At 46.9% G+C, this 23935-nt stretch carries 16 protein-coding genes; 3 read left to right on the top strand and 13 right to left on the bottom strand.

Features of this window, described 5'->3' with window-relative positions; translation table 11 throughout:
- Positions 1-6: 6 nt before the first annotated feature.
- The 11 genes from Q1V85_RS06670 to mraZ form a co-directional block, all read right to left on the bottom strand.
- On the bottom strand, positions 7-1341 hold the full coding sequence (locus Q1V85_RS06670; protein WP_300598517.1) for a cell division protein FtsQ/DivIB: 1335 nt from the start codon (positions 1339-1341) through the stop codon (positions 7-9).
- Between the two features lie 28 nt (positions 1342-1369).
- A complete protein-coding gene (murC, locus tag Q1V85_RS06675) occupies positions 1370-2752 on the bottom strand; it encodes a UDP-N-acetylmuramate--L-alanine ligase (protein ID WP_300598518.1) in 1383 nt (460 codons plus the stop codon).
- 1 nt (position 2753) lies between these two features.
- Complete coding sequence (murG, locus tag Q1V85_RS06680; protein WP_300598519.1) at positions 2754-3830, bottom strand: undecaprenyldiphospho-muramoylpentapeptide beta-N-acetylglucosaminyltransferase; 1077 nt, start codon at positions 3828-3830, stop codon at positions 2754-2756.
- Positions 3831-3834: 4 nt separating this feature from the next.
- Positions 3835-5184: an FtsW/RodA/SpoVE family cell cycle protein gene (locus tag Q1V85_RS06685; RefSeq protein ID WP_300598520.1), complete on the bottom strand. Its 1350-nt coding sequence runs from the start codon at positions 5182-5184 to the stop codon at positions 3835-3837.
- A gap of 16 nt (positions 5185-5200) precedes the next feature.
- Positions 5201-6538: a UDP-N-acetylmuramoyl-L-alanine--D-glutamate ligase gene (gene murD / locus Q1V85_RS06690; protein WP_300598521.1), complete on the bottom strand. Its 1338-nt coding sequence runs from the start codon at positions 6536-6538 to the stop codon at positions 5201-5203.
- 3 nt (positions 6539-6541) lie between these two features.
- The gene (gene mraY / locus Q1V85_RS06695; RefSeq protein ID WP_300598522.1) at positions 6542-7825 is read right to left on the bottom strand and encodes a phospho-N-acetylmuramoyl-pentapeptide-transferase; all 1284 of its coding nucleotides are present in this window, start codon (positions 7823-7825) and stop codon (positions 6542-6544) included.
- A 92-nt stretch (positions 7826-7917) separates the two neighbouring features.
- The gene (locus tag Q1V85_RS06700) at positions 7918-9378 is read right to left on the bottom strand and encodes a UDP-N-acetylmuramoyl-L-alanyl-D-glutamate--2,6-diaminopimelate ligase (protein WP_300598523.1); all 1461 of its coding nucleotides are present in this window, start codon (positions 9376-9378) and stop codon (positions 7918-7920) included.
- Positions 9379-9387: 9 nt separating this feature from the next.
- Entirely contained in the window at positions 9388-11520 is a 2133-nt protein-coding gene (locus tag Q1V85_RS06705) for a penicillin-binding protein (RefSeq protein ID WP_300598524.1), read from the bottom strand.
- A 6-nt stretch (positions 11521-11526) separates the two neighbouring features.
- Positions 11527-11877: an FtsL-like putative cell division protein gene (locus Q1V85_RS06710; protein ID WP_300598525.1), complete on the bottom strand. Its 351-nt coding sequence runs from the start codon at positions 11875-11877 to the stop codon at positions 11527-11529.
- A gap of 53 nt (positions 11878-11930) precedes the next feature.
- Positions 11931-12884 carry a 16S rRNA (cytosine(1402)-N(4))-methyltransferase RsmH gene (gene rsmH / locus Q1V85_RS06715; protein WP_300598526.1) on the bottom strand — a complete coding sequence of 318 codons (954 nt, stop codon included), beginning with the start codon at positions 12882-12884 and terminating at the stop codon, positions 11931-11933.
- Positions 12885-12931: 47 nt separating this feature from the next.
- Positions 12932-13381 carry a division/cell wall cluster transcriptional repressor MraZ gene (mraZ, locus tag Q1V85_RS06720; protein ID WP_300598528.1) on the bottom strand — a complete coding sequence of 150 codons (450 nt, stop codon included), beginning with the start codon at positions 13379-13381 and terminating at the stop codon, positions 12932-12934.
- A 715-nt stretch (positions 13382-14096) separates the two neighbouring features.
- Between mraZ and metG the strand changes: the two genes are divergently transcribed.
- A complete protein-coding gene (gene metG, locus Q1V85_RS06725) occupies positions 14097-16256 on the top strand; it encodes a methionine--tRNA ligase (RefSeq protein ID WP_300598529.1) in 2160 nt (719 codons plus the stop codon).
- 225 nt (positions 16257-16481) lie between these two features.
- The gene (locus Q1V85_RS06730; protein ID WP_300598530.1) at positions 16482-20372 is read left to right on the top strand and encodes a hypothetical protein; all 3891 of its coding nucleotides are present in this window, start codon (positions 16482-16484) and stop codon (positions 20370-20372) included.
- 146 nt (positions 20373-20518) lie between these two features.
- Here Q1V85_RS06730 and Q1V85_RS06735 read toward each other — a convergent pair whose 3' ends face one another.
- Positions 20519-21421: an Rpn family recombination-promoting nuclease/putative transposase gene (locus Q1V85_RS06735; protein ID WP_300598531.1), complete on the bottom strand. Its 903-nt coding sequence runs from the start codon at positions 21419-21421 to the stop codon at positions 20519-20521.
- A gap of 198 nt (positions 21422-21619) precedes the next feature.
- A complete protein-coding gene (locus Q1V85_RS06740; protein WP_300598532.1) occupies positions 21620-23044 on the bottom strand; it encodes a tetratricopeptide repeat protein in 1425 nt (474 codons plus the stop codon).
- 345 nt (positions 23045-23389) lie between these two features.
- Here Q1V85_RS06740 and Q1V85_RS06745 point away from each other — a divergent pair, with 345 nt between their 5' ends.
- A complete protein-coding gene (locus Q1V85_RS06745; RefSeq protein WP_300598534.1) occupies positions 23390-23752 on the top strand; it encodes a hypothetical protein in 363 nt (120 codons plus the stop codon).
- Positions 23753-23935 lie beyond the last annotated feature (183 nt).

Raw genomic sequence — 23935 nt, forward strand, 5'->3', positions numbered from 1 at the left:
TCGTTTTTAGTTGTTCTTTTTAGTGGGTGTTTTTTTGGCGGTCGCTTTCTTTTCTGTTGTCTTTTTTGAGGAAGCCGGCTTTTTTACCTCCGCCTTCTCTTTTGAAACCGCTTTCTTGTTGCCGGCAGGTGTTGCTGTCGTTTTTTTAGCGGTTTCTTTTTTTTCCGGCGGTTTGGCACCTGCCTTCACTGCGGGTTTTGAACCGGTTGTTTTATGTGCTTCACTCTTTGTGATATGCCTGGGTTCCGGTTTCTTTTCGTCCCGGGTTCTTTGCACTTCCCGTGCAGGTGTGTGCTTAACCGGTTCTTTTTCGGCCGGCGCTGCTGCTTTTGCTACGAGCGCGGCCGCTGCAACCGGTTCCGGTTTTGCATCTGCCGGAAGTATATCCAGTGTATCCATCTCCACTTCTCCGGCCAGCCGTTCGTACGGCAGCTTCGTATCGGATGCGGTATCGGTGGCCACCAATGGCGCACCTGGCACCACCTGCGCTACTTCGATCAGATCATTGGCCTTGCGCGACTGTTGCAACAGCTCTTCAATATTCTTACGCAGCTGCAGGGAATCCAGTTTTGAGTAATCGCCCTTCACACCTACTACCTGGCCATTGTATTGTACATCGATCCGTTTGTATTTGTCAAAACCGGTACGCTTCAGCACCTGGTCATAAAACAGGTACAGCCGGTGAAATTTTGAAGCAATATCACTGCCATCGCCCAGATCTACCCGGTGATTACCCACTACCGGCACCATTTCCATATTCCAGCAGTCGGCCCCGCATTTACGGATATCAATTTGTGAAACCTGCGAAACCCAGAAGGAATCACTGTTGATAAACGAAGCCGCAGCGATCATGTTCTCCAGCAGGGCACTGTCGCCCGCATGCATGATCCGGGCATTGGGATAACCGGTGAAAACAGGAACATCCAGCGAAATTTTTCCTGAAAGCGGAATTTGTTTTCCGGCTTCATCAATATAAAAGGATTGGCCGTTGCTGGTAAACACGCGGGCCAGCGGCTTCCGTTCGGTAACATTCACCCGGAGGATATCTTTATTGTCAAAATACAATTCGGCATTGTATACCCAGGAACTCTGTTCCAGCAGGTCTTCCATACGCGGCAGGTTGAACGCCGATCTGCGCTGCCCCTTTACGTCCCCGCCCGATGCTTCTTTGAGCAGCTTTACAATCTGGTCCTCGGAAGTAAACAAACTTCCTCCGCCCTGCGCTCCACGGATCCGGATCTCGTATCCCTTGCAGTTGCTTCCATCCTGCGACCGCATAGCGGCAACGATCAGGGTAAACATACCGGCTCCCACACTCAGCCACATGAGTGTCAGCAACATTCTTTTTATCGCTCTTTTCCTTACCACTTTATTTTACTAATCGGTCTTTTACAGGTCCTACTAATTTATCAATATCACCGGCGCCCGCGGTAATGATCACTTCTCCGAATTCCTTTTCACGATTTTTGGAAAAGTCCTCCTCGATCCATTTCAACAACGCCTCTTTTGTCATTAATACAGGTGCCCCCCCGTTCATCAACTCAGCAATAGTATTGCTTTCAATTCCGGGTATCGGTTGTTCCCGTGCAGGATAAACCGGCAATAAGACTGCCTTGTCTACCATGCTCAAAACAGCAGCAAAATCCTGGGCAAAATCTCTTGTACGGCTGTACAAATGCGGCTGGAAAATTAACGTACATTTCTTTTGAGGGAACAGCGTTTTTACACTATTTATCAACGCTTTCAGTTCCTCCGGATGATGTGCGTAATCATCTACAAACACCAGGTCATTTTGTTTGATAATGTACTCGAACCGGCGCTTTACTCCTTTAAACGAAGCCACTGCCGTTTTTATTTTTTCCGGGTCAATATTCAAAGAACCGGCCACCGCAATGGCCGCCACCATATTTTCCACATTGTGCATGCCTCCCATGTTCAGCTGAAGCCCTTCGATCACCTGTGCCGGCAGCACCACATCAAATACATAGCCGCCATCCTGCATTTTGATATTGGCCGCATAAATATTGGCATTGTCATTCTGCAAACTGTACTGCCACATGCGTTCCGCCCTCAGCTCCCGGCCGATACCGATTTTCCGGATCAGCAGCCCACCTCTTTTCAGCCGTTGTGCAAAATCAGCAAACGCCTGCCGCACATGCTCCGCCGTGCCATAGATATCCAGGTGATCCGGATCAATAGCCGTTACCACCGCTACATCCGGGCTAAGTTTTAAAAAACTACGGTCATATTCATCTGCTTCAATCACACAAACATCCTTCTCACTGCTCCAGAAATTGGTATTATAATTGGCCGAAATTCCTCCCAGGAAGGCATTGCAGCCATACCCGCTATCGCGCAATAAATGAGCGATCATGGTAGTGGTGGTGGTTTTGCCATGTGTACCTGCCACACAAATATTGAAAGAACTTTCGGTGATCTGCTGCAGCACTTCGCTTCGTTTCATCACCGGGTATCCCTGTTCCCTATACTGGTTCAACTCCTTATGATCTGCAGGCACGGCAGGAGTGTATACTACCCAGTCGGCATCTTTGGGTGCCTGTGCCGGATCGTCTTCATAATGAACCGGCATTCCCTCTGCCACCAATGCTTTTGTCAGTGCCGTTTCCGTTTTATCGTACCCGCTTACAGCAATTCCCTTTGAATGAAAATAACGTGCAAGGGCGCTCATCCCAATGCCCCCGATGCCTATAAAGTAGACCCGCTCTAAATCCCCTATTTTTTTTATCTGCACGTTATATTGTTTTTAAAATTTCGCTGGCAACCCGCTCATCGGCATCCGTTATCGACAACCCCGCCAGCGTTTCGCTCATGTAACGGCGTGTTGCTGCATCTTTTGCCAGTTCGATCACTTTTTCTACAACCTGGTCTTTGGCGTCACTGTCTTTTACCATCCAGGCTGCGCCTTTATTTACCAACTGCAACGCATTTACGGTTTGATGGTCTTCCGTGGCAAAGGGATAGGGCACAAAAATGACCGGCTTGCGGGCCACACAGATCTCCGCTACCGTCATGGCTCCGGCTCTTGCCACAATTATATCCGCTGCTGCATATGCGTTCTGCATTTCCGTGATAAACGGGTTGGCCCATATTTCCCGGTGCTCTACAGCCATTTCCATGGCTTCCTTCGACAGGGTTTTCCCGGTTTGCCAGATCAGCTGTAAACCGGCCTTGAGCAGGTCGTTTATATGAGCAAGCACCGCTTCATTAATGGAACGTGCGCCCAAACTGCCCCCAACCACCAGCACCGTGAGCTTATCCGGCACCAGTGAAAAATACTGCAGCGCCTGCTCCCGGCTCATGTTCATGGCGGCGATGGCCTGTCTTACCGGGTTGCCCGTTACCATAATCTTTTTTGCCGGGAAAAACCGCTCCATACCATCAGTTGCCGTAAATACTTTTGTGGCATTCTTACCCAGCATGATATTGGCTTTGCCGGCAAAAGAATTCGACTCATGTATGAAGGTGGGGATCCCTTTCGACTGCGCATATTTCAGTACCGGGAAGGTTGAATAGCCTCCCACCCCGATCACTGCATCCGGCCGGAACGACCGGAAGATCTTACGCACCTGGAAAAAGCTTTTTACCAGCTTAAACGGCAGTGCAATATTTTTTATCAAAGAGCTGCGGTTAAAACCCGCAATATCCAATCCTTTAATTTCATAGCCCGCCTGCGGCACTTTCTCCATTTCCATTTTTCCACGAGCGCCTACAAACAGGATCTGTATGGAAGGGTCTTGCTGCTGTAACGCATGGGCAATAGCAATGGCCGGGAAGATATGTCCTCCTGTTCCTCCGCCTGCTATGATCATTTTTTTATGCATCTGTTTTTTCTGCAATTGCTACTTCTACCACCTCTGCCGGAACTTCTTCTTCTTCCCCCACTTCCTCCGCTACCGGCTGCGGGCGCTCCATATTTTCCACGTTACGGGATACACTGAGAATAATGCCGATGGCCAGACAGGTAAAAAGAAAGCTGGATCCGCCCATACTTACCAGGGGGAGGGTAACCCCCGTTACCGGGAAAAGATTTACCGTTACCGCCATATTGGCCACCGCCTGGATGGCCAGGGTAAAGCTCAGTCCCAGTGCCAAAAATGCGCCGAAAGCAAACGGACATCTTTTAAAGATCCGGATGCAGCGATAGAGGAACACGATATATATAAAAAGAATAAACGCGCCTCCGATAAGTCCATATTCCTCAATAATAATGGCGAAAATAAAATCATTATACGCTTGCGGAAGATAGTCTCTTGTGGTACTGTTACCCGGCCCCACACCTACAAAACCACCTTTTGCAATGGCGATCTTTGCCTGGTTTACCTGGTACATTTCATCATTGTCTGCCTCTTTACCACCATAGATAAAGTTTTCTACACGTCCGATCCAGGTGTCTACCCGGGTGGTTAATCCCCCGGTTGCTTTTTTTACCGCCTGTGTGGTTTCGGTGGTGTCTACATCCTTCCCGCTTTTATGCCGCACCATTGCTGTCATTACCAGCATAATCAGCGGAATCAGGGCCACACCGGCCACCAGCAACAGGTGCTTTACACTTACCCGGCCAATAAACAGCAACATCATGCAGCTGGCGCCCAGCAGCAGTGCTGTGGACAAGTTGGCGGGAGCTATGAGCAAACAGGTAATTCCAATGGGAAGGATCACCGGCAGGAAGCCTTTCTTAAAACTTTTAATCACCTGCTGCTTTCTGCTGAGCAGGCGCGCGAGATACATGAACAGCGCCAGCTTGGCCAGATCCGAGGTCTGCATGGTCATATTGATGAGTGGTACCCGGATCCACCGGCTGCCCTCATTCATCTTTACACCGAAGAACAACGTATAAGCCAGTAAGGGAATACTGAGTATGAACAGGATCCGTGCCACCTTGGAATAAATGGTGTAGTTGACCCGGTGGGCAAAATAAACCACCGCAAAGCCAAGCAGGATAAAGATCACCTGCTTAAACAGGTATACTTCTGTGTTCCCTTTATATTTTTTATATGCCAAAGAGCCTGTAGCACTATAAACGGTTAGCAGGGATACCAGTGTAAGCAGCACCACGAGGGCCCAGATCACTTTATCGCCCCGGGCATGCTGATCCAGTCCGCCTTTCCAGCGCCTGGGCTTTACGGCTTCTTCCCCTGTTTCTATTTCTGCTGTTGCTGCCATTTTTCCGGATATACTTTTACAATTCAATTACCGCGCGTTTAAACTGCGTGCCGCGGTCTTCATAATTTTTAAACAAATCAAAGCTGGCGCAGGCCGGGCTCAGCAATACCACATCACCCTTTTCTGCATGTGCAAATGCAGCGCCCACGGCTTCCGCCGCGCTGGCGGTATCAACGATCACCGGTACACTGTCTTTAAAGGCCGCATGAATTTTTGTATTGTCCAAGCCCAGGCAAACAATGGCCTTTACCTTTTCCTTTACCATATCTTCCATCAGCGAATAATCATTTCCTTTGTCTACCCCGCCCAGGATCAGCACCGTAGGCTTTTCCATACTTTCCAGCGCATACCAGGTAGAGTTTACGTTAGTGGCTTTGCTATCGTTAATAAACTCAACGCCCCTGATGGTAGCTACATGTTCCATGCGGTGTTCCAGGTTCTGAAACGTTTGAACTGCTTCACGGATCTTTTCCTTGCGGATGTCCATTGTTGCCGCTGTAACGGACGCTGCCATAGTGTTATACTGGTTGTGTTTACCTTTTAGTGTAAAGTCATAAATACTCATGTTCATAAAATCCTCACCCGTTCTTACATACATATCGCCATCCTTGATGAAAGCCGCGTTATTTTCTCTTTCCATGCTAATCGGTAGTTGAATTGATTGAATATTGAATTTGTCTATTGATTCCTTGGTTACCGGGTCATCTGCATTGTATATAAAATAGTCTGTTGCCAGCTGGTTCTTTACAATGCGGAACTTGCTCTTTATATAGTTTTCGAATTTGTATTCATAGCGATCCAGGTGATCTTCGGTGAGATTGGTCAGCACGGCAATATGCGGCCGGAAGGTGTCAATATCATCCAGCTGAAAACTGCTGATCTCCACCACGTATACCGGCTTGGGGTCCGTAGCCACCTGTTTTGCAAAGGAGGTACCGATATTGCCCACTAGCGCTGCATCCAGGCCGCCCACCACACAGATATGATGGATCAGTGATGTAGTGGTGGTTTTGCCGTTGCTGCCGGTAATGGCAATGATGCGGCTATCGCCCGCAAAGCGGTATGCCAGCTCTATTTCGCTGATCACCGGTATCTGCTTTGTGCGTATTTTTTTTACCAGCTCATTTTTTTCGGGAATGCCAGGACTTTTAACCACTTCATCCGCACCCAGTATCTTTTCCTCCGTGTGCCCTTCTTCCTCCCATTCGATACCTGCCTGCCGCAGTTCGCTGCGATAGATCTCCTTCAAAGAACCGCCGTCGGATAAAAAAACGGAATACCCCTGCTGCTTTGCCAGCAACGCCGCGCCTACGCCACTTTCGCCTCCCCCCAGTATGACCAGCCGTTTTTTCATTCCTTATCTCAGCTTTAAGGTTACGATACATACCACTACCAGCAGGATCTGCAGGATCCAGAATCTGGTTACGATCTTGGACTCATGGTATCCTCTTTTTTGAAAATGATGATGCAGCGGGCTCATCAGGAAGATCCGCCGTCCTTCTCCATATTTTTTCTTGGTATATTTAAAATACGTTACCTGCAGGGTTACACTCAGCAGTTCCACAAAGAATACGCCACAGAAAATAGGGATGAGCAGTTCCTTGTGCACAATGATCGCGATGGAGGCGATAATTCCCCCAAGGGTTAAACTTCCGGTATCGCCCATAAATACCTGGGCCGGGTACGAATTATACCAGAGAAATCCTACACAGGCACCAATCATGGCAGCCAGGAAGATGGACAACTCGCCCAGGTTGGGGATATACATAATATTGAGGTAATCGGCAAAATTGAAGTTACCGCTGGCATAGGCGAAGATGCCCAGCATGACGCCGATCAGGGCGGAAGTACCCGTGGCCAGTCCATCGAGCCCGTCGGTGATATTGGCTCCGTTTGACACCGCAGTAATGATAAACACGACGATCAGGATGTACAATACCCACGCATATTGCTTCAGCGCCTTTGGCAGGAAAATAGAATAATCAAGCTCGTGATTTTTTACAAAAGGTATGGTAGTAATCGGAGCCTTGGTAGCTACAAAGTGCTTGGTACGGTTATTTACCGTTTTTGTGATCACTTCCGTTTCCGGAACACTGGCATTGGGCGTACCAATGTATTCACGCCAGATCTTTACATTGCTGTTAAAGTATAATACCGATCCTACGGTAATGCCCAACACCACCTGTCCAAAAATTTTAAACCAGCCGGCCAGCCCGTCCCGATCCTGTTTTTTGTACGCTTCGCCTTTTTCGCGGGCAATGCGTTTGGCACGCAGTTTCAGATAGTCGTCCAGAAACCCGATGGCCCCCAACCAAACAGTAGCAAATAACATCAGCAGGATATACACCGTATTCAGACGTGCAAAAAGTAAGGTGGGTACAAGGATCCCCAGGATAATGATGATTCCTCCCATGGTGGGGGTTCCTTTCTTTGCCTGCTCACCCGCCAGACCCAGGTCTCTTACGGATTCGCCTACCAGCCTGGCCCGCAGGATATTGATGAGCCGTTTACCAAATATCAGGGTGATCGTAAGCGCCAGCAAAACCGCCATCATCACCCGGAACGTAATAAATTCCATAAGGTTACGGCCGGGGAAATTGATGCCGTTCTGCTTAAACCACTCAAATAGATGATATAACATAATTAAACAATATGAAAATGTGTCAATTTGAAAATTTGAAAATGTGTCATCCTGTTATCTATCCGCATTCAACGTCAAACCCTAATGTTTTTTTATTTTCCCAACAATTCAAAAGTTTCCTTCAACACCTCGCGGTCATCAAAATGGTTCCGGATGCCGTTTACTTCCTGGTAGGTTTCGTGCCCCTTTCCTGCTACCAGCACGATATCGGATGGATTTGCCAGGCTCAGTGCTGTTTTAATGGCCTCCCGCCGGTCTGTTATCGACAAACATTTTCTCCGCGCTCCGGCCGGTACACCCGCTTCCATATCCTTGATAATGTCCTGTGGATCTTCGTTCCGGGGATTGTCACTGGTAAAAATGATCTTATCGCTATATTCACAGGCCACTTCCGCCATAACCGGGCGTTTGGTCTTATCCCGGTTGCCGCCACAGCCTACCACGGTGATGACCTGCTCAAAACCTTTTCTTAATTTTTTAATGGTGGCCAGCACATTCAGCAATGCGTCCGGCGTATGGGCATAATCTACAATACCGATCACCTTTTCATTTGGAGACACCAGGTATTCAAATCTTCCGGCAGCTCCGCTCAGTACACTCAGGGCCTGCAATACGGTTATTTTTTCTTCCCCCAGGCAAACCGCCGCACCATAAACCGCCAGCAGGTTATAGGCATTGAATTCCCCGATCAGGCGAAAATGCACTTCCTGCTCATCCACCATCATGTGCAATCCCATAATATTATTGTCGAGGATCTTCCCCTTAAAATCGCTGGTGGTTTTTAAGGAATAGGTTTTTATGGCCGCCTTTGTGTTCTGTACCATTACCATACCCCGCCGGTCATCCATATTGGTCAGCGCAAACGCCTCTTTCGGCAACTGATCAAAGAAGGTCTTCTTTACGCGGATGTATTCATCAAATGTTTTATGATAATCGAGATGATCATGGGTGATATTGCTGAAAATGCCACCTGCAAACTGCAACCCTTCGATGCGGTGCTGGTGAATGGCATGTGAGCTTACTTCCATAAAGGCATACGCGCATCCGGCATCCGTCATCTGCGCCAGCAGGCGATTCAGACTTACTGCATCCGGCGTTGTATGTGTGGCTTCCAGCGTTTCTCCGCCGATGCGATTCTGTACCGTGCTGATTAAACCGCAGGTAATGCCCATGCTGCTGAACAACTGGTACAACAGGGTTGCAATGGTCGTTTTACCATTGGTACCGGTTACCCCTACCAGCTTTAACCGGGTAGAAGGCTGGCCGTAAAAATTGTGCGCCATGATCCCCGCCGCAGCTGCGGTATTGGCCACCTGCACATACGCGATATCTTCGCTGCTGTTTTCCGGAAGGGTTTCGCACACCACGGCAACCGCCCCGTTTTGAATGGCGCTGTCAATGAACTGGTGCCCGTCTACGCTGCCTTTCACCGCAACAAAAACCGCCCCGGGCTTTATGGCACGCGAATCAATTGCCACCGCACTGATGTCTACAGCCGTACTTCCCTGTACCGCCAGCAATTGGGTTTTATATAAGATATCCTGTAACTGCACCTATCCGATTTATGCCAGATTTAAAATCACTGCCTGTCCTTTTGCAAAAGAAGCACCGGGTGCAATCGACTGCCCCTGCACTTTTCCGCTTCCCTGTACTTTTATCCGTAGTCCCATAGGCTCCAGTAAACTGATCGCATCCCGGAGACCCATTCCCTTTACACTGGGCATTACATTTGCCCGTACCGTATTACCGGTGATCACCGGTTTAAATTTCTTAGCGTACATGGTTGCCCAGCGGCTTGTTTGCAGGGAATCTACAAACGGAATGTTCAGCATTCCCAGTACATTCTTTATTGCTGTAGCACTACCTGCGTAAAAGTAGCTGGTACTGTCTGTAGTGCCTTCATAGCTTTTGGGGGTTTTGCGTTCTACATACATGGAGTAGATCTTGGTTGCGATCTCACGGAAAACCGGCGCTGCCAGCTGTCCGCCATAATACAGGCCGGCGCCTGCCCGGGTACGGATCACCACAATGCATGAATACTGGGGGTTCTCCGCCGGAAAATAACCGGCAAAGGAAGCCTGGTAAATGCCATGTCCATATTTGGTACCGCCATCAGCCACATGTGCCGTACCGGTTTTACCGGCTATTTTAAAAGGTACGCCTTCAAAAACTTTTTTCCCCGAGCCCTCGGTAATTACCATTTCCAGGCTTTTTTTGGCCGCCTTTATAGTTGAGGGTTTTGCGATTTCTTCCTCCAATACCCTGGTGCCCATTTGTTTTACCACGATCCCTTTATTCCGGATGCTGTTTACGAGATAAGGGCTTACCATTGTTCCGTTATTGGCAATTGCATTATATAAGGTCAGCAGTTGCATAGGGCTTATCTGGATGGCATAGCCAAAACTCATGGTGATCAGGTTCATCAGCCCGCCATGATCCTTTTGAAGCGGCGCAATTTTTGGAGCGGGAACGGAGCTCAGGTCAATGGTCGATTTTTTATCCAGGTGATATTTGGTCAGGTATTGTTTAAATTCTTCCGGTTCTTTTCCAAAGGCCTTCATCCCTACTTTTCCCATCCCGATATTTGAACTATGCGCAATACATTCTTCAATCGTCAGTACCGGTTTGGGCATTGCATGCGCATCTGTTACGATCCGGGGGCCTACCTGCATCCGCGCCGAACTGCCCACTTCAAAAAGGTCGCCCGGCTTTGAAGAACCTTTATCCAGCGCTGCAAGAAAGGCTGCAATTTTCACTGTTGAACCGGGCTCTGTTACCCGCAGGGCATAGTTGTCATTTTCCCAGTAGGTAGTATCATTCGGCCGGCGCCCCAGGTTGGCCATCGCCTTGATCTTCCCGGTTTTTGTTTCCATTACGATCGCCGTGCCATATTCAGCATGGGTCGACTGCAACATACGCAGCAATGCCACTTCGGCTACATCCTGCATATTTATATCCAGGGTCGTATAAATATCCTTGCCATCTTCCGGCTCTACCTGGAAACCTTCCACCGGCACGGCACCACCGGAAATATAACGTACCACCCGCTGTCCGTTCTGCCCGTTGAGCAGGCTGTCGTAGCTCATTTCCAGCCCTACGTTCATCTTTTTGATCTTGCCTTCGCTGTTCACATATTCCCGGCTTAAGCCAATGGTACGATTGGCCAGCAAGCCAAAGGGCGCAATCCGTTTGTTGGTTTCATCTACAATGATGCCGCTTTTGTTCTTTCCCAGGCGGATCAGCGGAAAACTGCGCAGTGCCTTAAAGTCTTCAAACGAGATCTTCTTCTTTAATGCAAAATAGCGGCTCCCTTTATTATAAGCATCATCAAACTCTTTGCGATATTGTTTGGCGGTTTTATCTTTAAAATAATCGGCCATCGCCACCGCAAAAGAATCAATGTACTCCTTATATACTTTACCATCCTTCTGGCGCAATCCATCCGCCATAAAATCCATATAAATATCAAACTGTGGAAGGGAAGTGCTTAGCATTTGTCCGTCTTCACTAAAGATGGTTCCCCGGTCGGCATTGATCTCCACGATCTTCTGGTGCATACTGTCGCCCATGCTTCTCCAATGTTCGCCCTGTACCCGCTGAATAACGGTTGCCCGTCCCAATACCAGCGTACAAAGCAGCACAATCCCGATAAAACAGAGATACACCCGCCACAATATGTCTTTTTTGATCTCCACTGCCGCTTAATATTTATGTGTGGTTTGCATATATTGTTCCAATGAGTCTTTTAATACATAAGGCGACTCCTGTAATTCATTTAATCCAAGCGGTTGCAATGCTTTTGCCAGCTCGCTGGGTTTACTGCGGAACATCACTTCACTCTTCAGGCTCTTGTATTCCCACTGCAGCTCTTTTACATCTTTTGCCGTTGCATTTATTTTGCGTACCGTTTTATCGGCCATATGTCCGTTATAGATGTAAATGACTGCTAAAAAAGCCAGGTAAAACAAGAAGGGAACCTGTTTTACAATGGACTGGTAGTTGAGTACTTTTTTCCAGTTCCACCGGAGCTCTTTTTCTTTTTTCTCTGTCACTATATAATTATTACACCCCTTCGGGGTTGATTTTTACTATTTGATTGAAAACCTTAAATCCTTTCCGCTACCCTCAGTTTGGCACTCCTTGATCTTGTGTTTTTCTTTAGTTCTTCTTCACCGGCAGTTACCGGCTTCCGGGTAATGACGGTAAATACTTTTTCTACCGAATGCTGCACAAAGGGATTCTCTTCTTTTTCTTCAAAACTTCCTTCCCTAAAGAACTGTTTTACCAGCCGGTCTTCCAGCGAATGAAAGGTTATGACCGCTATACGCCCTCCGGGCTTTACCACTTCCTTTGCCTGTTCCAGCAGGTCTTTCAGCGCTTCTAGCTCCTGGTTTACTTCAATACGCAGCGCCTGAAAAACCTGGGCGAAATATTTATTCGGATTTCCTTTTACCACCGGCCGCAATGCATTTTTAAATGCGTCGATGGTTTTTAAAGACACCCGGTCCCTGGTTTCAACAATGGTTCGTGCAAGCGTTTTTGCGTTGGTCACTTCCCCATATTTTTCAAACAACTTGTGCAATTGCGGCTCTGTGTAGGTTTGCAGGATGTCAAAGGCGGTTACCGGCTGCCGGCGATCCATGCGCATGTCCATGTCTGCATTAAACCGGATACTGAATCCTCGTCCGGCTTCATCAAACTGGTGACTGCTTACTCCCAGATCCGCCAGGATACCGTCTACCTTTTGAATGGCGTGAAGCCGGAGAAACCGTTTCAGGTGCCGGAAGTTTTGCGGAATAAACAGTACCCGGTCATCGGCGGGCAGGTTTTGCGCCGCATCCGCATCCTGGTCAAAGGCCACCAGCCGCCCGTTTGTTCCCAACCGGCTCAAAATAGCGGCCGAATGTCCGCCTCCGCCAAAGGTTACATCCACGTAAACGCCGTCTGGCCTGATGTTCAGTGCGGCAATAGTCTCCTGCAGCAGTACGGGTACATGGTAGCCCTCCGGCTGAGCAGCTTCGGGGTCAACAAGTTTTCCTTTTTGTTTATCCTTTGCCATAACTGATCAACCTTTAACTTTTAAAATAACTCCGTTAAAATCTGCTGCTACAATCCGCCCATAACCTGACTGGCCAGGTCGCTGAATGCATCCGGTGAAAATGAATCAAAGAACTCTTTGTATTTAGTCGTATTCCAGATCTCCATCCGGTTACCTGCCGGTACCAGTACAATGTCCTTTTCAAGCGCTGCATACTCTTTCAAAGAGGCCGGTAATAAAAGCCTTCCGGCTGTATCAGGTTCCACAAGGGTAGCTCCATTTAAAAAATAGCGTTTGAACGCACGTACTTTAGGATCAAAATCATTCAACCCGTTTATTTTTTCCGCCAGCGGACTCCAGGTGCTAAGCGGGTAAAGACTTAAGCATTTTTCAAACCCACGGTTAATCACAAACCGGTCCGCGTCCTCCGGCTGCAGCTGTTTTCTAAAACCAGCTGGAAGCAGGAAGCGTCCTTTTGCGTCTACTGTTGCCTCGAATTCGCCGAGAAAACCTGTCATAAACCGGGATGCTTTAAATTTCTACTAAACTTAACACAAAATAACACTTTTTCCCACTTACTGACCAAATTTCACGCCACTTCATTTATCCACAAATTGAAATCGGCTGAAATGCAGTACAGTATTAGGTTCTATCGATTTTAACGAGTGTTTGGGAGTTTTCCATGTGGATATACTGCACAAATATGTGCATAACCTCTGAAAATATCCATAAAATATGTGCAAAAAGCTATCCCCTGTCACAAAACACAACAACTAAACCATCATAATCAATAGGTTAGTTAATTCCTAAGAAAAATAGCCTGCCAGGAAGTTTATCCACATTTGGTTAAAAAACGGTGTTTTTTCAGTACCCGGAAGTCTGTACTCCCCTATTCTTTATTCTCCGTACCCAAACGTTTTTTCACCAGGATATCGCAGTCAACCGGCTTTTTTGCACATACAACCGATCGTTCTCAAACATTGATCTATCAAAAGAAGAAGCGCATATGAAGAAAGGATACGGAATAAATCCCAACACCCTGATTCCTCAAACACAATGACCATCGGCTGATGCAGCGGGCATTTTCAGCACCCTGTTTTGTCACAACAATCTCATCAAAAATCACCGCATCTGCCCCAGCTCCATTTACATATTCATCCCTGCCTGTATCCCCGAAACGAATGCAAATCACTGAATTCGTCGTACTTTTGCAGACTAATGCAAGAACAATCCATGAAAGAATATAAGAGAACCTTAATTACGGCAGCCCTGCCTTATGCCAACGGACCCGTGCATATCGGTCACCTGGCGGGATGCTATATACCAGCTGATATTTATGCGCGTTATTTAAGAGCACAGAAAAAAGATGTAAAATTGATCGGGGGCAGCGACGAACATGGGGTGCCTATCACCATCCGGGCCATGAAGGAAGGGTTAAGTCCGCAGGATATTGTAGATAAATACCATGCACAGATCAAAGAAAGCTTTGAGCAGATGGGGATTTCATTCGATATTTATTCCCGCACCTCCAACCCGGTGCACCACCAGACCGCAGCCGACTTTTTTAAGGTACTTTATGATAAAGGATTGTTTGAAGAACGGGAAACGGAACAATACTACGACGAAAAGACCCATACTTTTTTAGCAGACCGGTATATTACCGGTACCTGCCCGGTGTGCGGAAATCCCGGTGCCTTTGGCGACCAGTGCGAAAAATGCGGCAGCAGCCTGTCGCCCGAGCAATTGATCAACCCACGTAGCACGTTAAGTGATGCCATCCCTGTAAAGAAAAAGACCAAACACTGGTATTTTCCCCTGCAAAACTATGAAGCATGGCTGAAAGAATGGATCCTGGAGGATCATAAAGAATGGAAAGCCAATGTATACGGACAATGCAAAAGCTGGCTCGACAATGGGTTACAACCCCGGGCCATGACCCGCGACAGCAACTGGGGCATTAAAGTTCCCCTGCCGGATGCTGAAGGAAAAGTGCTGTATGTATGGTTCGACGCTCCTATCGGCTATATTTCTGCCACCAAGGAGCTCACCGATCAGTGGGCCGACTACTGGTGCCAGGAAGATACCCGCCTGGTGCATTTTATTGGAAAAGATAATATTGTTTTCCATTGCATCATCTTCCCTGCTATGTTAAAGGCGCATGGCAATTTTGTACTGCCAGATAATGTACCGGCCAATGAGTTTTTAAATATTGAAGGACAGAAAGTATCCACCAGTCGCAACTGGGCCGTTTGGGTACACGAGTATGTAAAAGATTTTCCCGGCTGCGAAGACGCCCTGCGTTATGTGCTTTGCAGTAACGCGCCGGAAACTAAAGACAATGATTTTACCTGGAAAGATTTCCAGGACCGTATTAATAACGAACTGGTATCAATTTTTGGAAACTTTGTAAACCGCACATTTGTGCTGATGCATAAGCTTTGTGGGGGAAAAGTTCCAAAGTTACATACAGAGTTGCTGGATGAAGCCGACAAAACACTGATCTCCGATATTCAGCAGGCGGAAGCGAAAGTGCAGACGGCTCTTGAGAATTTCCGCTTCCGGGATGCGCTGTTTGAGGTGATCGACCTAAGCCGCAAAGGCAATAAATACATGCAGGAAAAAGAGCCCTGGATCCTGGCCAAACAAATGACGGCCGAAAATCCGGAAGCGGCCGTGCTGCAACAGCGGATCGATAACTGTTTGCACCTCTGCCTGCAGCTTACGGCCAACCTGGCGATCCTGATCAATCCGTTCCTTCCCCAAACCGCCCAAAAAATGTTGCACATGATGAAGGTGGTAGAACGTATGCTGGATTGGGAGAACGCAGGAAAGATCAACCTTCTCAGCGTGGGTTATACCTTAAGAGCGCCCGAATTATTATTCCGAAAAATTGAAGATGCGGAAATAGAAGCGCAACTGCAAAAATTAAGGGCTGGAAGCGAGGCAGCGGCTGTCAGTAATCAGTTATCAGCTGTCAGTAGTCAGCCTTCAGTTATCAGCGATCAGCAATCAGCTGTCAGTAATCAGTCATCAGCTGTTGGCGAACAGGTGCAGGCACCTGTCAAGTCAGAAATCACTTTTGACGATTTTGCTAAAATCGACCTGCGTACGGGTACTATTCTTACTGCTGAAAAAGTTCAAAAGGCCGATAAACTGTTAAAGCTTGAGATCGATCTGGGATTTGAAAAGCGGACCATTGTTTCCGGGATCGCCCTGCATTTTGCGCCGGAAACACTGCCGGGCAAAAAAGTGGTGGTAGTAGCCAACCTGGCTCCCCGTAAAATGCGGGGTATCGAAAGTAATGGTATGATCCTGATGGCGGAAGACGCCGAAGGTAAGCTGGTGTTTGTAGCAGCGGATGAAAAAGCCCCCAACGGAGTAGCCATCAGCTAAAAAATAATACAGCCAAGGAGGCACAGAATCACTGAATGTGCTGTGCCTCCTTGCTTTTATGGCTTACCTTCAATGCCGGGTTATTCCTGCCTCAGAGGCCTTCTGTAGCCTGTTCCCGCAAATACCGAATCCCCTGGATCTTTGTTAACACATTGATATTTATACTGTTACTTAGTAGGTACATTCCGTATTTTTCACTATTTTTAAGTATAAACCAATAACATTTTGAAGACCAGGATTCGTCTGAAAGACCTACCACGCCTGAGCCTCCGGTTCAGGAGAAGGCGGCACCGCTTCTGGCTCATTGTTCTTGGTATTGTAGCTACCCTCATTACAGCCTTCAACTTCTGGTTTATAGATCATGCGGAATCTGCGCTGGAACAGATCGTAGAACGCCAGTCGAAAGGGCGGTTAAAGCTTAAAGTAGACCGGTTTAAATTCAACTGGATCAAAAATAAAATCGAGCTTCAGAACGCTCTTTTTTATTCAACAGACAGTACTGCCGGTGCACTTTATACCGTAAACACCAAGCGCATTACGATCAAGGCGCGCGGCTTCCTGCCCCTCTTATTCAGAAAACAGATCCTGATTGATTCCATCCATCTTTATACACCCGCGGTAACCATTACCCGGTTGAATCCAAGGATTCGGAGAGCCGACCGGAACAAGGATGCTCCCCAAAATAGCGCCGATGAAAAATTTTCGGTAGCGCTGGAAATGGGGAAGGTATCCAATTCCATTAACGACGCCATCAATGAACTAAAAATCAACCGGTTTATTTTAACCGATGGCAGCCTGTCACTGATCGACAATACCCGCCCCCAGGAAACCCCCTTTGTAGTAAACAAGATCGATATGCGGCTGGATGGTTTGCAGGTAGATAGTACCACTGCCCGTAAAAACAGCAACTCCGGTGAAAAGATCCCCTTCACCGATGAGATCTATATCCGGTCACACGATCAGAATATTATTTTCCCGGGCAACCGGTATATGCTGAGCTTTAAGAATTTCAAATTCACCCTGCAGGATCAGCGTGTGGAGTTTGACAGCTGCACCATCCGGGGAACGAAAGACGACAGCTCTAAAACGGCCTTTAAGATCTACTTCGATAAATTAAGACTGACCAATATCAACTTCGATACGCTGTACCATGAGGAAGTGGTGCAGGCAGATTCGGTTTACAGCGCCAATCCCAATATCTTCCTCGATATCGACAGTGATCAGAAAGTATCCCGGCGAAACAAAAAAATACAAAAGATCGACGACCTGCTGCAGCAATTGTTTGGCGATGTAATGCTGAACTATGTGGTGGTACAAAACGGCGGCCTTAACATCAATACGATCCGGAAGGGAAAAGTAAATACGTTTACCTCCAACCATAACAATTTTGAATTACAGGGCCTCATGATCCGGCAGGGAAATGAACAGGTGGTGAAGGTAGACAAATTCCTGATGACCCTTCATAACTACGAAACCCGGCTGCAGGACGGAAGGTATGCCTTGGCCTTTGACAGCGTGCAATTCGTTAATGACGCCATTAACCTTACCAAATTTTCTTTCAGGGAATACAAGGATAAAAAGGTCATTAATAATGTACAAATGCCCCGGTTTGAGCTTCGGGGGCTTTCCTGGGAGGCCTTGCTGTATGATAATTTTTTCAGCGCCAACAGCGCGTTATTCCTGAACCCCCAGATCGAATACACGCTTATACCTCAGAAAACCAAAAAAGACAAAAGCATTTTTCAAACGCTCAGCAATATCGGCGCAATGATGAACCTGGATGCCCTGGGTATTCAGAATGGAAACATCCGGCTGAACCTGGGGAAAAATGCCACCCTGAGTTTATCCGATGCCAATCTTTCGGTGATGCCGGACGAGCTAACCGCATCCAGGAAAGTAAAGCATATCCGGCATTCCATAAAAGTATTCAATTTCAGTAAAGCCTTATTTCAAAAAGACAAACTGTCGGTAACGCTAAACCAGGCGAGGCTGGATCAAAACAGCGGCATCAAAGCAACCACGGTTACCGTGCGCGGGAACGGAATTCATGCGGATATCAACAATGCCAGGATCGACGATCTGCTGCTGGACAGTGCCAACCAGCGGCTTTCTGTTTTTGGTATCCGTTGGCAACAGGCGGATGTTCGGGTAAACAAACCATCCACGCCCGGGAAGGCATTTTCTAAAAAAACACTGAACCATTTCCTGATACGGGACCTGGAAGGAAAGAACACATCCCTGCAGTTCCAGGATGGAAACACCAACCTGCACTCCTATTTTCAATCGCTTGTTATCAAAGAGCTGCGTAAGAACCGGCGCTCTGATATCGTGGTAAACGGGCTGGCCTTATCGGGCACCGATTTCCTGATGACCGCGCCCGAACAACGCATCGCTGTTGACCAGATCATCTTGAATGATGCTGCAGAAAGCCGGCTTCAAAACCTTGCATTCGAAAAAACAACCGGCACCGATTCCATCCGGATAAAGATCCCGCAGGTAATATTCATTCCCTATGTTAACCAGATCATCAACGGCAAACTGCAGCTGAAAAAGGTTGTACTTACAGACCCGGATATTACCGGTCATTTTGGGAAAAAAGACAGTAACCAGGCGGCAAGGCAAAAAAAGCCGCAAATCCTGCTGGGTGAAGCCCTGCTGCAACGGCCCAAACTGGAACTGCAATTTATGACCAGGAAGAACGAGGTACAAACCATCCGGTGGGATGGCGTACCGGAGAACAGCTACCTGCGCATCCGGGAGCTGGAATCTTCTCATCGCCGGCTGCTTTCTATAAAAAATTTACAGGCCTATCTCACCAATTTTGAATTTTTAAACAATAGCAACGGCAACCGCTTTGCAACCAACTACAATAAGCTCAATATTGAACTGGATCAGCTGAAGGCCAGCAAAAACGCAGAAGATAAGCTGGACTGGAGCACGTTGCTGAGTGTACATTCTATGGATAAACTGGTATTTGACAGTTTGGGAAAAAAGAATACCATCCTAAAGCTGGATACCGGCGAGATCCGCAATATCGCGCTTAACTCACGGGCACTTGGGAACGTTGGGGAAGTGCTGAAAGCAAGCGACCAGCTCTATATAGGGAATGCGACCGGCAGCTATGCCACTGCAAAGAACAATCTCCGCTGGTACAATTTCCAGTTCAAAGATGGTTTCTTTAAGACCGACTCTTTTAGTCTGACACCTGTTCAAAGCATCGAAGATTATAAGAAGGCGAAAGCATTTAATGAAGATTACCTGAAGCTGCAAACCGGTACCATCAGCGGAGGCCCCTTTGACACGCGTGCCTACGGTGATGAAAGCATTCTTAAGATCGGAAAACTCAATGCAGACGCTGTACGGCTGTTATCCTTCAAAGACAAAACCCAACCGGATACCGCAAAAAAATATAAAGGCCTGCCTGTAGCACAGATCCTCAACATCCCGATAAAGATCAACATCGATACGGTAAGCGCTACCGGCGCATACGTCGAGTATTGGGAGATCAACCCCGTTACAAACCGGCTGGGCATTATTCCCGTGCATAACCTGAATGCGCAGTTATACCCTGTTCGGAACTACGATATTCATCCCTCTGATAGTCTTTACATCACAGCCCGTGCCAATGTGATCGGCGCATTGGATACCCGCCTTTCGGTACAGCAATCCTATACAGACAGCCTGGGACGTTTCCGTATGCAGTTAAAAACCGGCCCGCTGGATCTGAAAAAATGGAACCAGGCCCTGCTGCCGCTTGTAAGCGCAGAAGTATTGTGGGGGCAGCTCGATAGTCTGAGTATGACCGGCATCGGTAATGAAGATTATTCCACCGGTTCCATGCAGATGTATTACCACAGACTCAAACTGCGCCTGGTGAACAGGGACGACCCAACCCAGCAAAGCTTTAAAAACCGGCTGATCAGCTGGCTGGCTAATACACTGATCCTGCGGAAGAACAACCGGGGTAAACACGCCCCGCTTTTCTTTGAGCGGTTAAAGGATAAATCGCCCATCAACTTCCTGATCAAATCATCCCTGGAAGGTATAAAATCCAGCATCGGCGTACCCGGTGTAAAGGGACGGGAGCGGCGGTATATGCGAAAGACACGGTCTTAACATGGAAGTCCGGGCTTTACAATGGGAGAAAAGAAAAGCATCTGCAGTCTTTATCCATGGCTCCTGCTGATGCAGGCTCCTTGTGCTCAAAAAAAAACCATCGCTAATCATAGCGACAGTCGTTTTAATTTTGTTTTCGTATGTATTTATTTTTTCTTTCTTAAAGAAGCGCGGATCTTTTTTACAACATCGACGGAAACTTCTGCTGCATTTGCAGCCTGCTCGTCACTAAATTCAAATTTGACAATAAGATTTTTTACGAACTCCCGGGCTTTCTGTTCTGCTCCTTTTTCCACGCCCTTATCTTCGGCAGTCTTTAGCACCGCATACTCCGTCCACTTATCTAAAAGGTCTTTTTCGTATAACATATAGTCTTCTTTTTTCAGGTTGGCCACTTCAGCGATCTGAAATAATTTCTGGAAGATCTTCTTATGCAAAATTACCGGAATTTTCTGTAACCTTCCCATATTCCGCAGTACATACAGCCAGCGTTCCAGGTCGGTTTTAATATCCTGCTCGTCAAGCTTGAAATTGGGTAGTTCTATCAATATGAATCCCAGTTTATTATAAAATGTTTGACCGCTTGTTTCCTCTGCCAGCCTCACCCGGTACAGGTAATTGCCGGGCGGGGTACCCTCAAGACAGAAGTCCATCACCGCAATCAGGTATACCTCCTTCAAATAAAAGTTCCATTCTTTTCTTCCTTTTGGCGCCTGTTCATACAATTTACTGGCAGTATAGAAAAGGGCCCGGTCGGCAAAAAATTGTTGATGAGCTCTTTGTACTTCAATAATAAATGTTTCACCATCTGCCCCGGAACAGGTAAGATCAAAAATCGCTTTCCGGTATTCCTTTACCGGTCCGTCTTTTTCCTGCGGGTTATACACCAGGTCGCGTATCACTTTACGCCCTTTAAACAGTTCATTAAGAAATGCGATCAATAGGTCTTTATTCGGTTCCGAGCCAAAAATCTTTTTAAAGCCAAAGTCAGTCAGCGGGTCAATATACCGGCCCATGGACGGTCCGATGTTTTCTTGTGTGTTTTTCATAGTCAATAGCAGCGTTTGTTTATATGTTGATCTATGGAGAAAGATTGGCCTTCTCCGCAGAATGCAGTTCCAGTATCCTCATATTCTCAAGCCCGGACCTTCAATCCGTACAAATGCAGTGATTATGGGAATGAGGCCTTAAGCCCGGAATCCACTTCGAATCTGTTAGATAAACCGACTTTAAACCTGCGGCAAAAGTCAGGGTTTCCGTTTTACCTGTGCAATCAGCGCTGCAACCGCAGGCCGTTGTAAAAGATCGGGCTCAATCTCCAGTATTTTCTTTAACTGCCGGGGTGCCTGCCGCAAACCTTCTTCCAATTGGATCAGCGCTTGCTTGGACTGGCCCAGGCCAAAATAAAACAGGGCTTTATAATAATGAAACAGCGGTTTATCCGTACCAATGCGCAGGATAGCCTGCTGAATTTGCTCCAATCCCTGCTCAAACTGCTCTGCTTTATACAGGCCGATGATCAGTGCTTCCCAACCCGTCATTTGTTTCGGACGCAGGCGCACTACATTTAAAAAATACTGCAGCGCTTCTTTATCCAACCCCAGGGCCAGTTTGCTCTGCCCCATCAGCAACAGGAATTCGGGGTGATTGTTTTTGATCTTTAATGCGGATTCCAGCTGCCGGATGCACAATTCAAATTTATCTTCTTTGTAATAAGTCAACGCGATCTTATACAATAACGCGCCCTTATCCTCATTCAGATGCGAAGCCTTCCGGAAATAGAACCGGGCCTGTGCATAATTTTTCAGCTTCTCGTAACAATAGCCGATGGCTTCATAGATCACGTCCTCCGGCTTGGCCAGTTCCAGTACCCGCTCCAGGTATTCAATGGCATCTTTATATTTCCGCAACCGGATATAGGCATCCCCGATATTGCGGTAGGCATAATCAAATTTTTCGTCGATGACGATGGCATACTTATATGCATCGATCGCCTTTTCGTAAAGTTTAATACCCTGGTAAGCGGCGCCCAGGTTAAACCAGGCCAGTTCCGAATAAGGAAATTCATCAATGATCTTCTGATGCAGCTCAATACTTTCAGCATTTCTGCCGGTATAATCCGTCCAGAAACAGATCTTGTAAAGCGCCTCTTCATTTGCCGGTTCCAGCTCCAGGATCCATTTCAGGCAATCAAACACCTTATCGAAACTTTCGTAGTCATCGTATACATCGGCCAGTTCAAAAAGCAACTCGATCTTTTCATCGCCCTCAAACAGGTTTAAGGCCTCTTCCAGCAGCACTACCGCCGCTTCCTGCCGGTCCAGCGCCAGCAGAGCCTCTGTTTTCAGGATATAGATATCAATATTATTACCGTCAAAAATCGAAGCCTTATCCAGCAATTCGAGGGCCGTGTCATAAGCCCGGTTATTTAAAACGAGATCTGCCTTTTTTATCAGTAAACCAGCAGAATATGGAAACTGCGCAATGCCGGTTTCCGTAGCCTGCAGGGCCTTTTTAAAGGCCTCCTTCGATTCAAAATAATTAATGATCCGTTCAAATTCTTCTTCTTCAAGGTAGGATGCGGATTGACCATTCTTCAGATTTTCATAGCGTTGTAACAATTCCTCTATGTCCTCCTTACGCTCCTCGCTTTGATGTGAAAACTCTCTCATATCTGCCCATTTATTTCTATTATCAAAACCACAAAATCCACTAATTTGTTTCAATATAGCAAAATATTGCTATTGTTACCGGTAATAAGTTTTCCTCCGGTGTGTAAAACTTTATTATAAGAGGTGCCAGCCCGGCTTTTTGTTGCATCCAATTTAAAAATCTGAAAATCAATCCCTAAAAACTCAAAAAACCAAAAAAACCAGATTGAAATTTTCTAAATTCCGGGCAAAAGGGTTATTTATTGTTCATACAACAGGAATGGAGGTTAAAAAAAAATTAAAATTTTCAATTCTTACAATTATATTATACCTTTGTATCAGTTTAAATCTTTAAAAAGAACTAAAATGTTGAAAACCTTCTTACTTACTGTGCTGCTTGTTCTGGCTGTAGGGGGTGTTTCGTTTGCGACTGAAAATACCGTTACAGATGTGGATCATGGCAAAGACAAACCGAAAAACGGTTATGTGGCGGAAAATAAATTTGAAAAGGAACTTTCTTCTTTTTCCCTGAGATCTGAGTATCAGTATCGCGGGGACCGGGTGCTGACAAACACGACGACTACAAACGATAATAATTATATCAACCTGAACACGTCTATTTCTTACCAGAAAGGAACCAATACCTATATTGTTCCTTACAAAAAGAAAGTAATCCTGAACCGGTTTACCTTTAACCCGAACGAGCCGCTGCGGAATCTCTACAGGTAGTTCCAACAGGCAAAAGATATTCCATCGCTCCCCTCCGGGAGCGATTTTTTTTTGCACCGCTGGAGATTTAACCGCAATGAACGCCATAACAACCATTAGTCCTGGTATATTCTTCGAGTCTTGCGAAACCCTCGCACTCCTTGTGGTGTTAATTTTTACCACAACGGGCGCAAGGTTGTTCGC

This window comes from Niabella sp. (assembly GCF_030150205.1).
In the GTDB taxonomy this organism is placed as follows: domain Bacteria; phylum Bacteroidota; class Bacteroidia; order Chitinophagales; family Chitinophagaceae; genus Niabella.

Bases quoted from the DNA above. Each gene is read 5' to 3' on its own strand.
- Q1V85_RS06670 (WP_300598517.1), bottom strand. From the start codon at position 1,341: ATGTTGCTGACACTCATGTGGCTGAGTGTGGGAGCCGGTATGTTTACC.
- murG (WP_300598519.1), bottom strand. From the start codon at position 3,830: ATGATCATAGCAGGCGGAGGAACAGGAGGACATATCTTCCCGGCCATT.
- Q1V85_RS06685 (WP_300598520.1), bottom strand. From the start codon at position 5,184: ATGGCAGCAACAGCAGAAATAGAAACAGGGGAAGAAGCCGTAAAGCCC.
- murD (WP_300598521.1), bottom strand. From the start codon at position 6,538: ATGAAAAAACGGCTGGTCATACTGGGGGGAGGCGAAAGTGGCGTAGGC.
- mraY (WP_300598522.1), bottom strand. From the start codon at position 7,825: ATGTTATATCATCTATTTGAGTGGTTTAAGCAGAACGGCATCAATTTC.
- rsmH (WP_300598526.1), bottom strand. From the start codon at position 12,884: ATGGCAAAGGATAAACAAAAAGGAAAACTTGTTGACCCCGAAGCTGCT.
- mraZ (WP_300598528.1), bottom strand. From the start codon at position 13,381: ATGACAGGTTTTCTCGGCGAATTCGAGGCAACAGTAGACGCAAAAGGA.
- metG (WP_300598529.1), top strand. From the start codon at position 14,097: ATGAAAGAATATAAGAGAACCTTAATTACGGCAGCCCTGCCTTATGCC.
- Q1V85_RS06735 (WP_300598531.1), bottom strand. From the start codon at position 21,421: ATGAAAAACACACAAGAAAACATCGGACCGTCCATGGGCCGGTATATT.
- Q1V85_RS06740 (WP_300598532.1), bottom strand. From the start codon at position 23,044: ATGAGAGAGTTTTCACATCAAAGCGAGGAGCGTAAGGAGGACATAGAG.
- Q1V85_RS06745 (WP_300598534.1), top strand. From the start codon at position 23,390: ATGTTGAAAACCTTCTTACTTACTGTGCTGCTTGTTCTGGCTGTAGGG.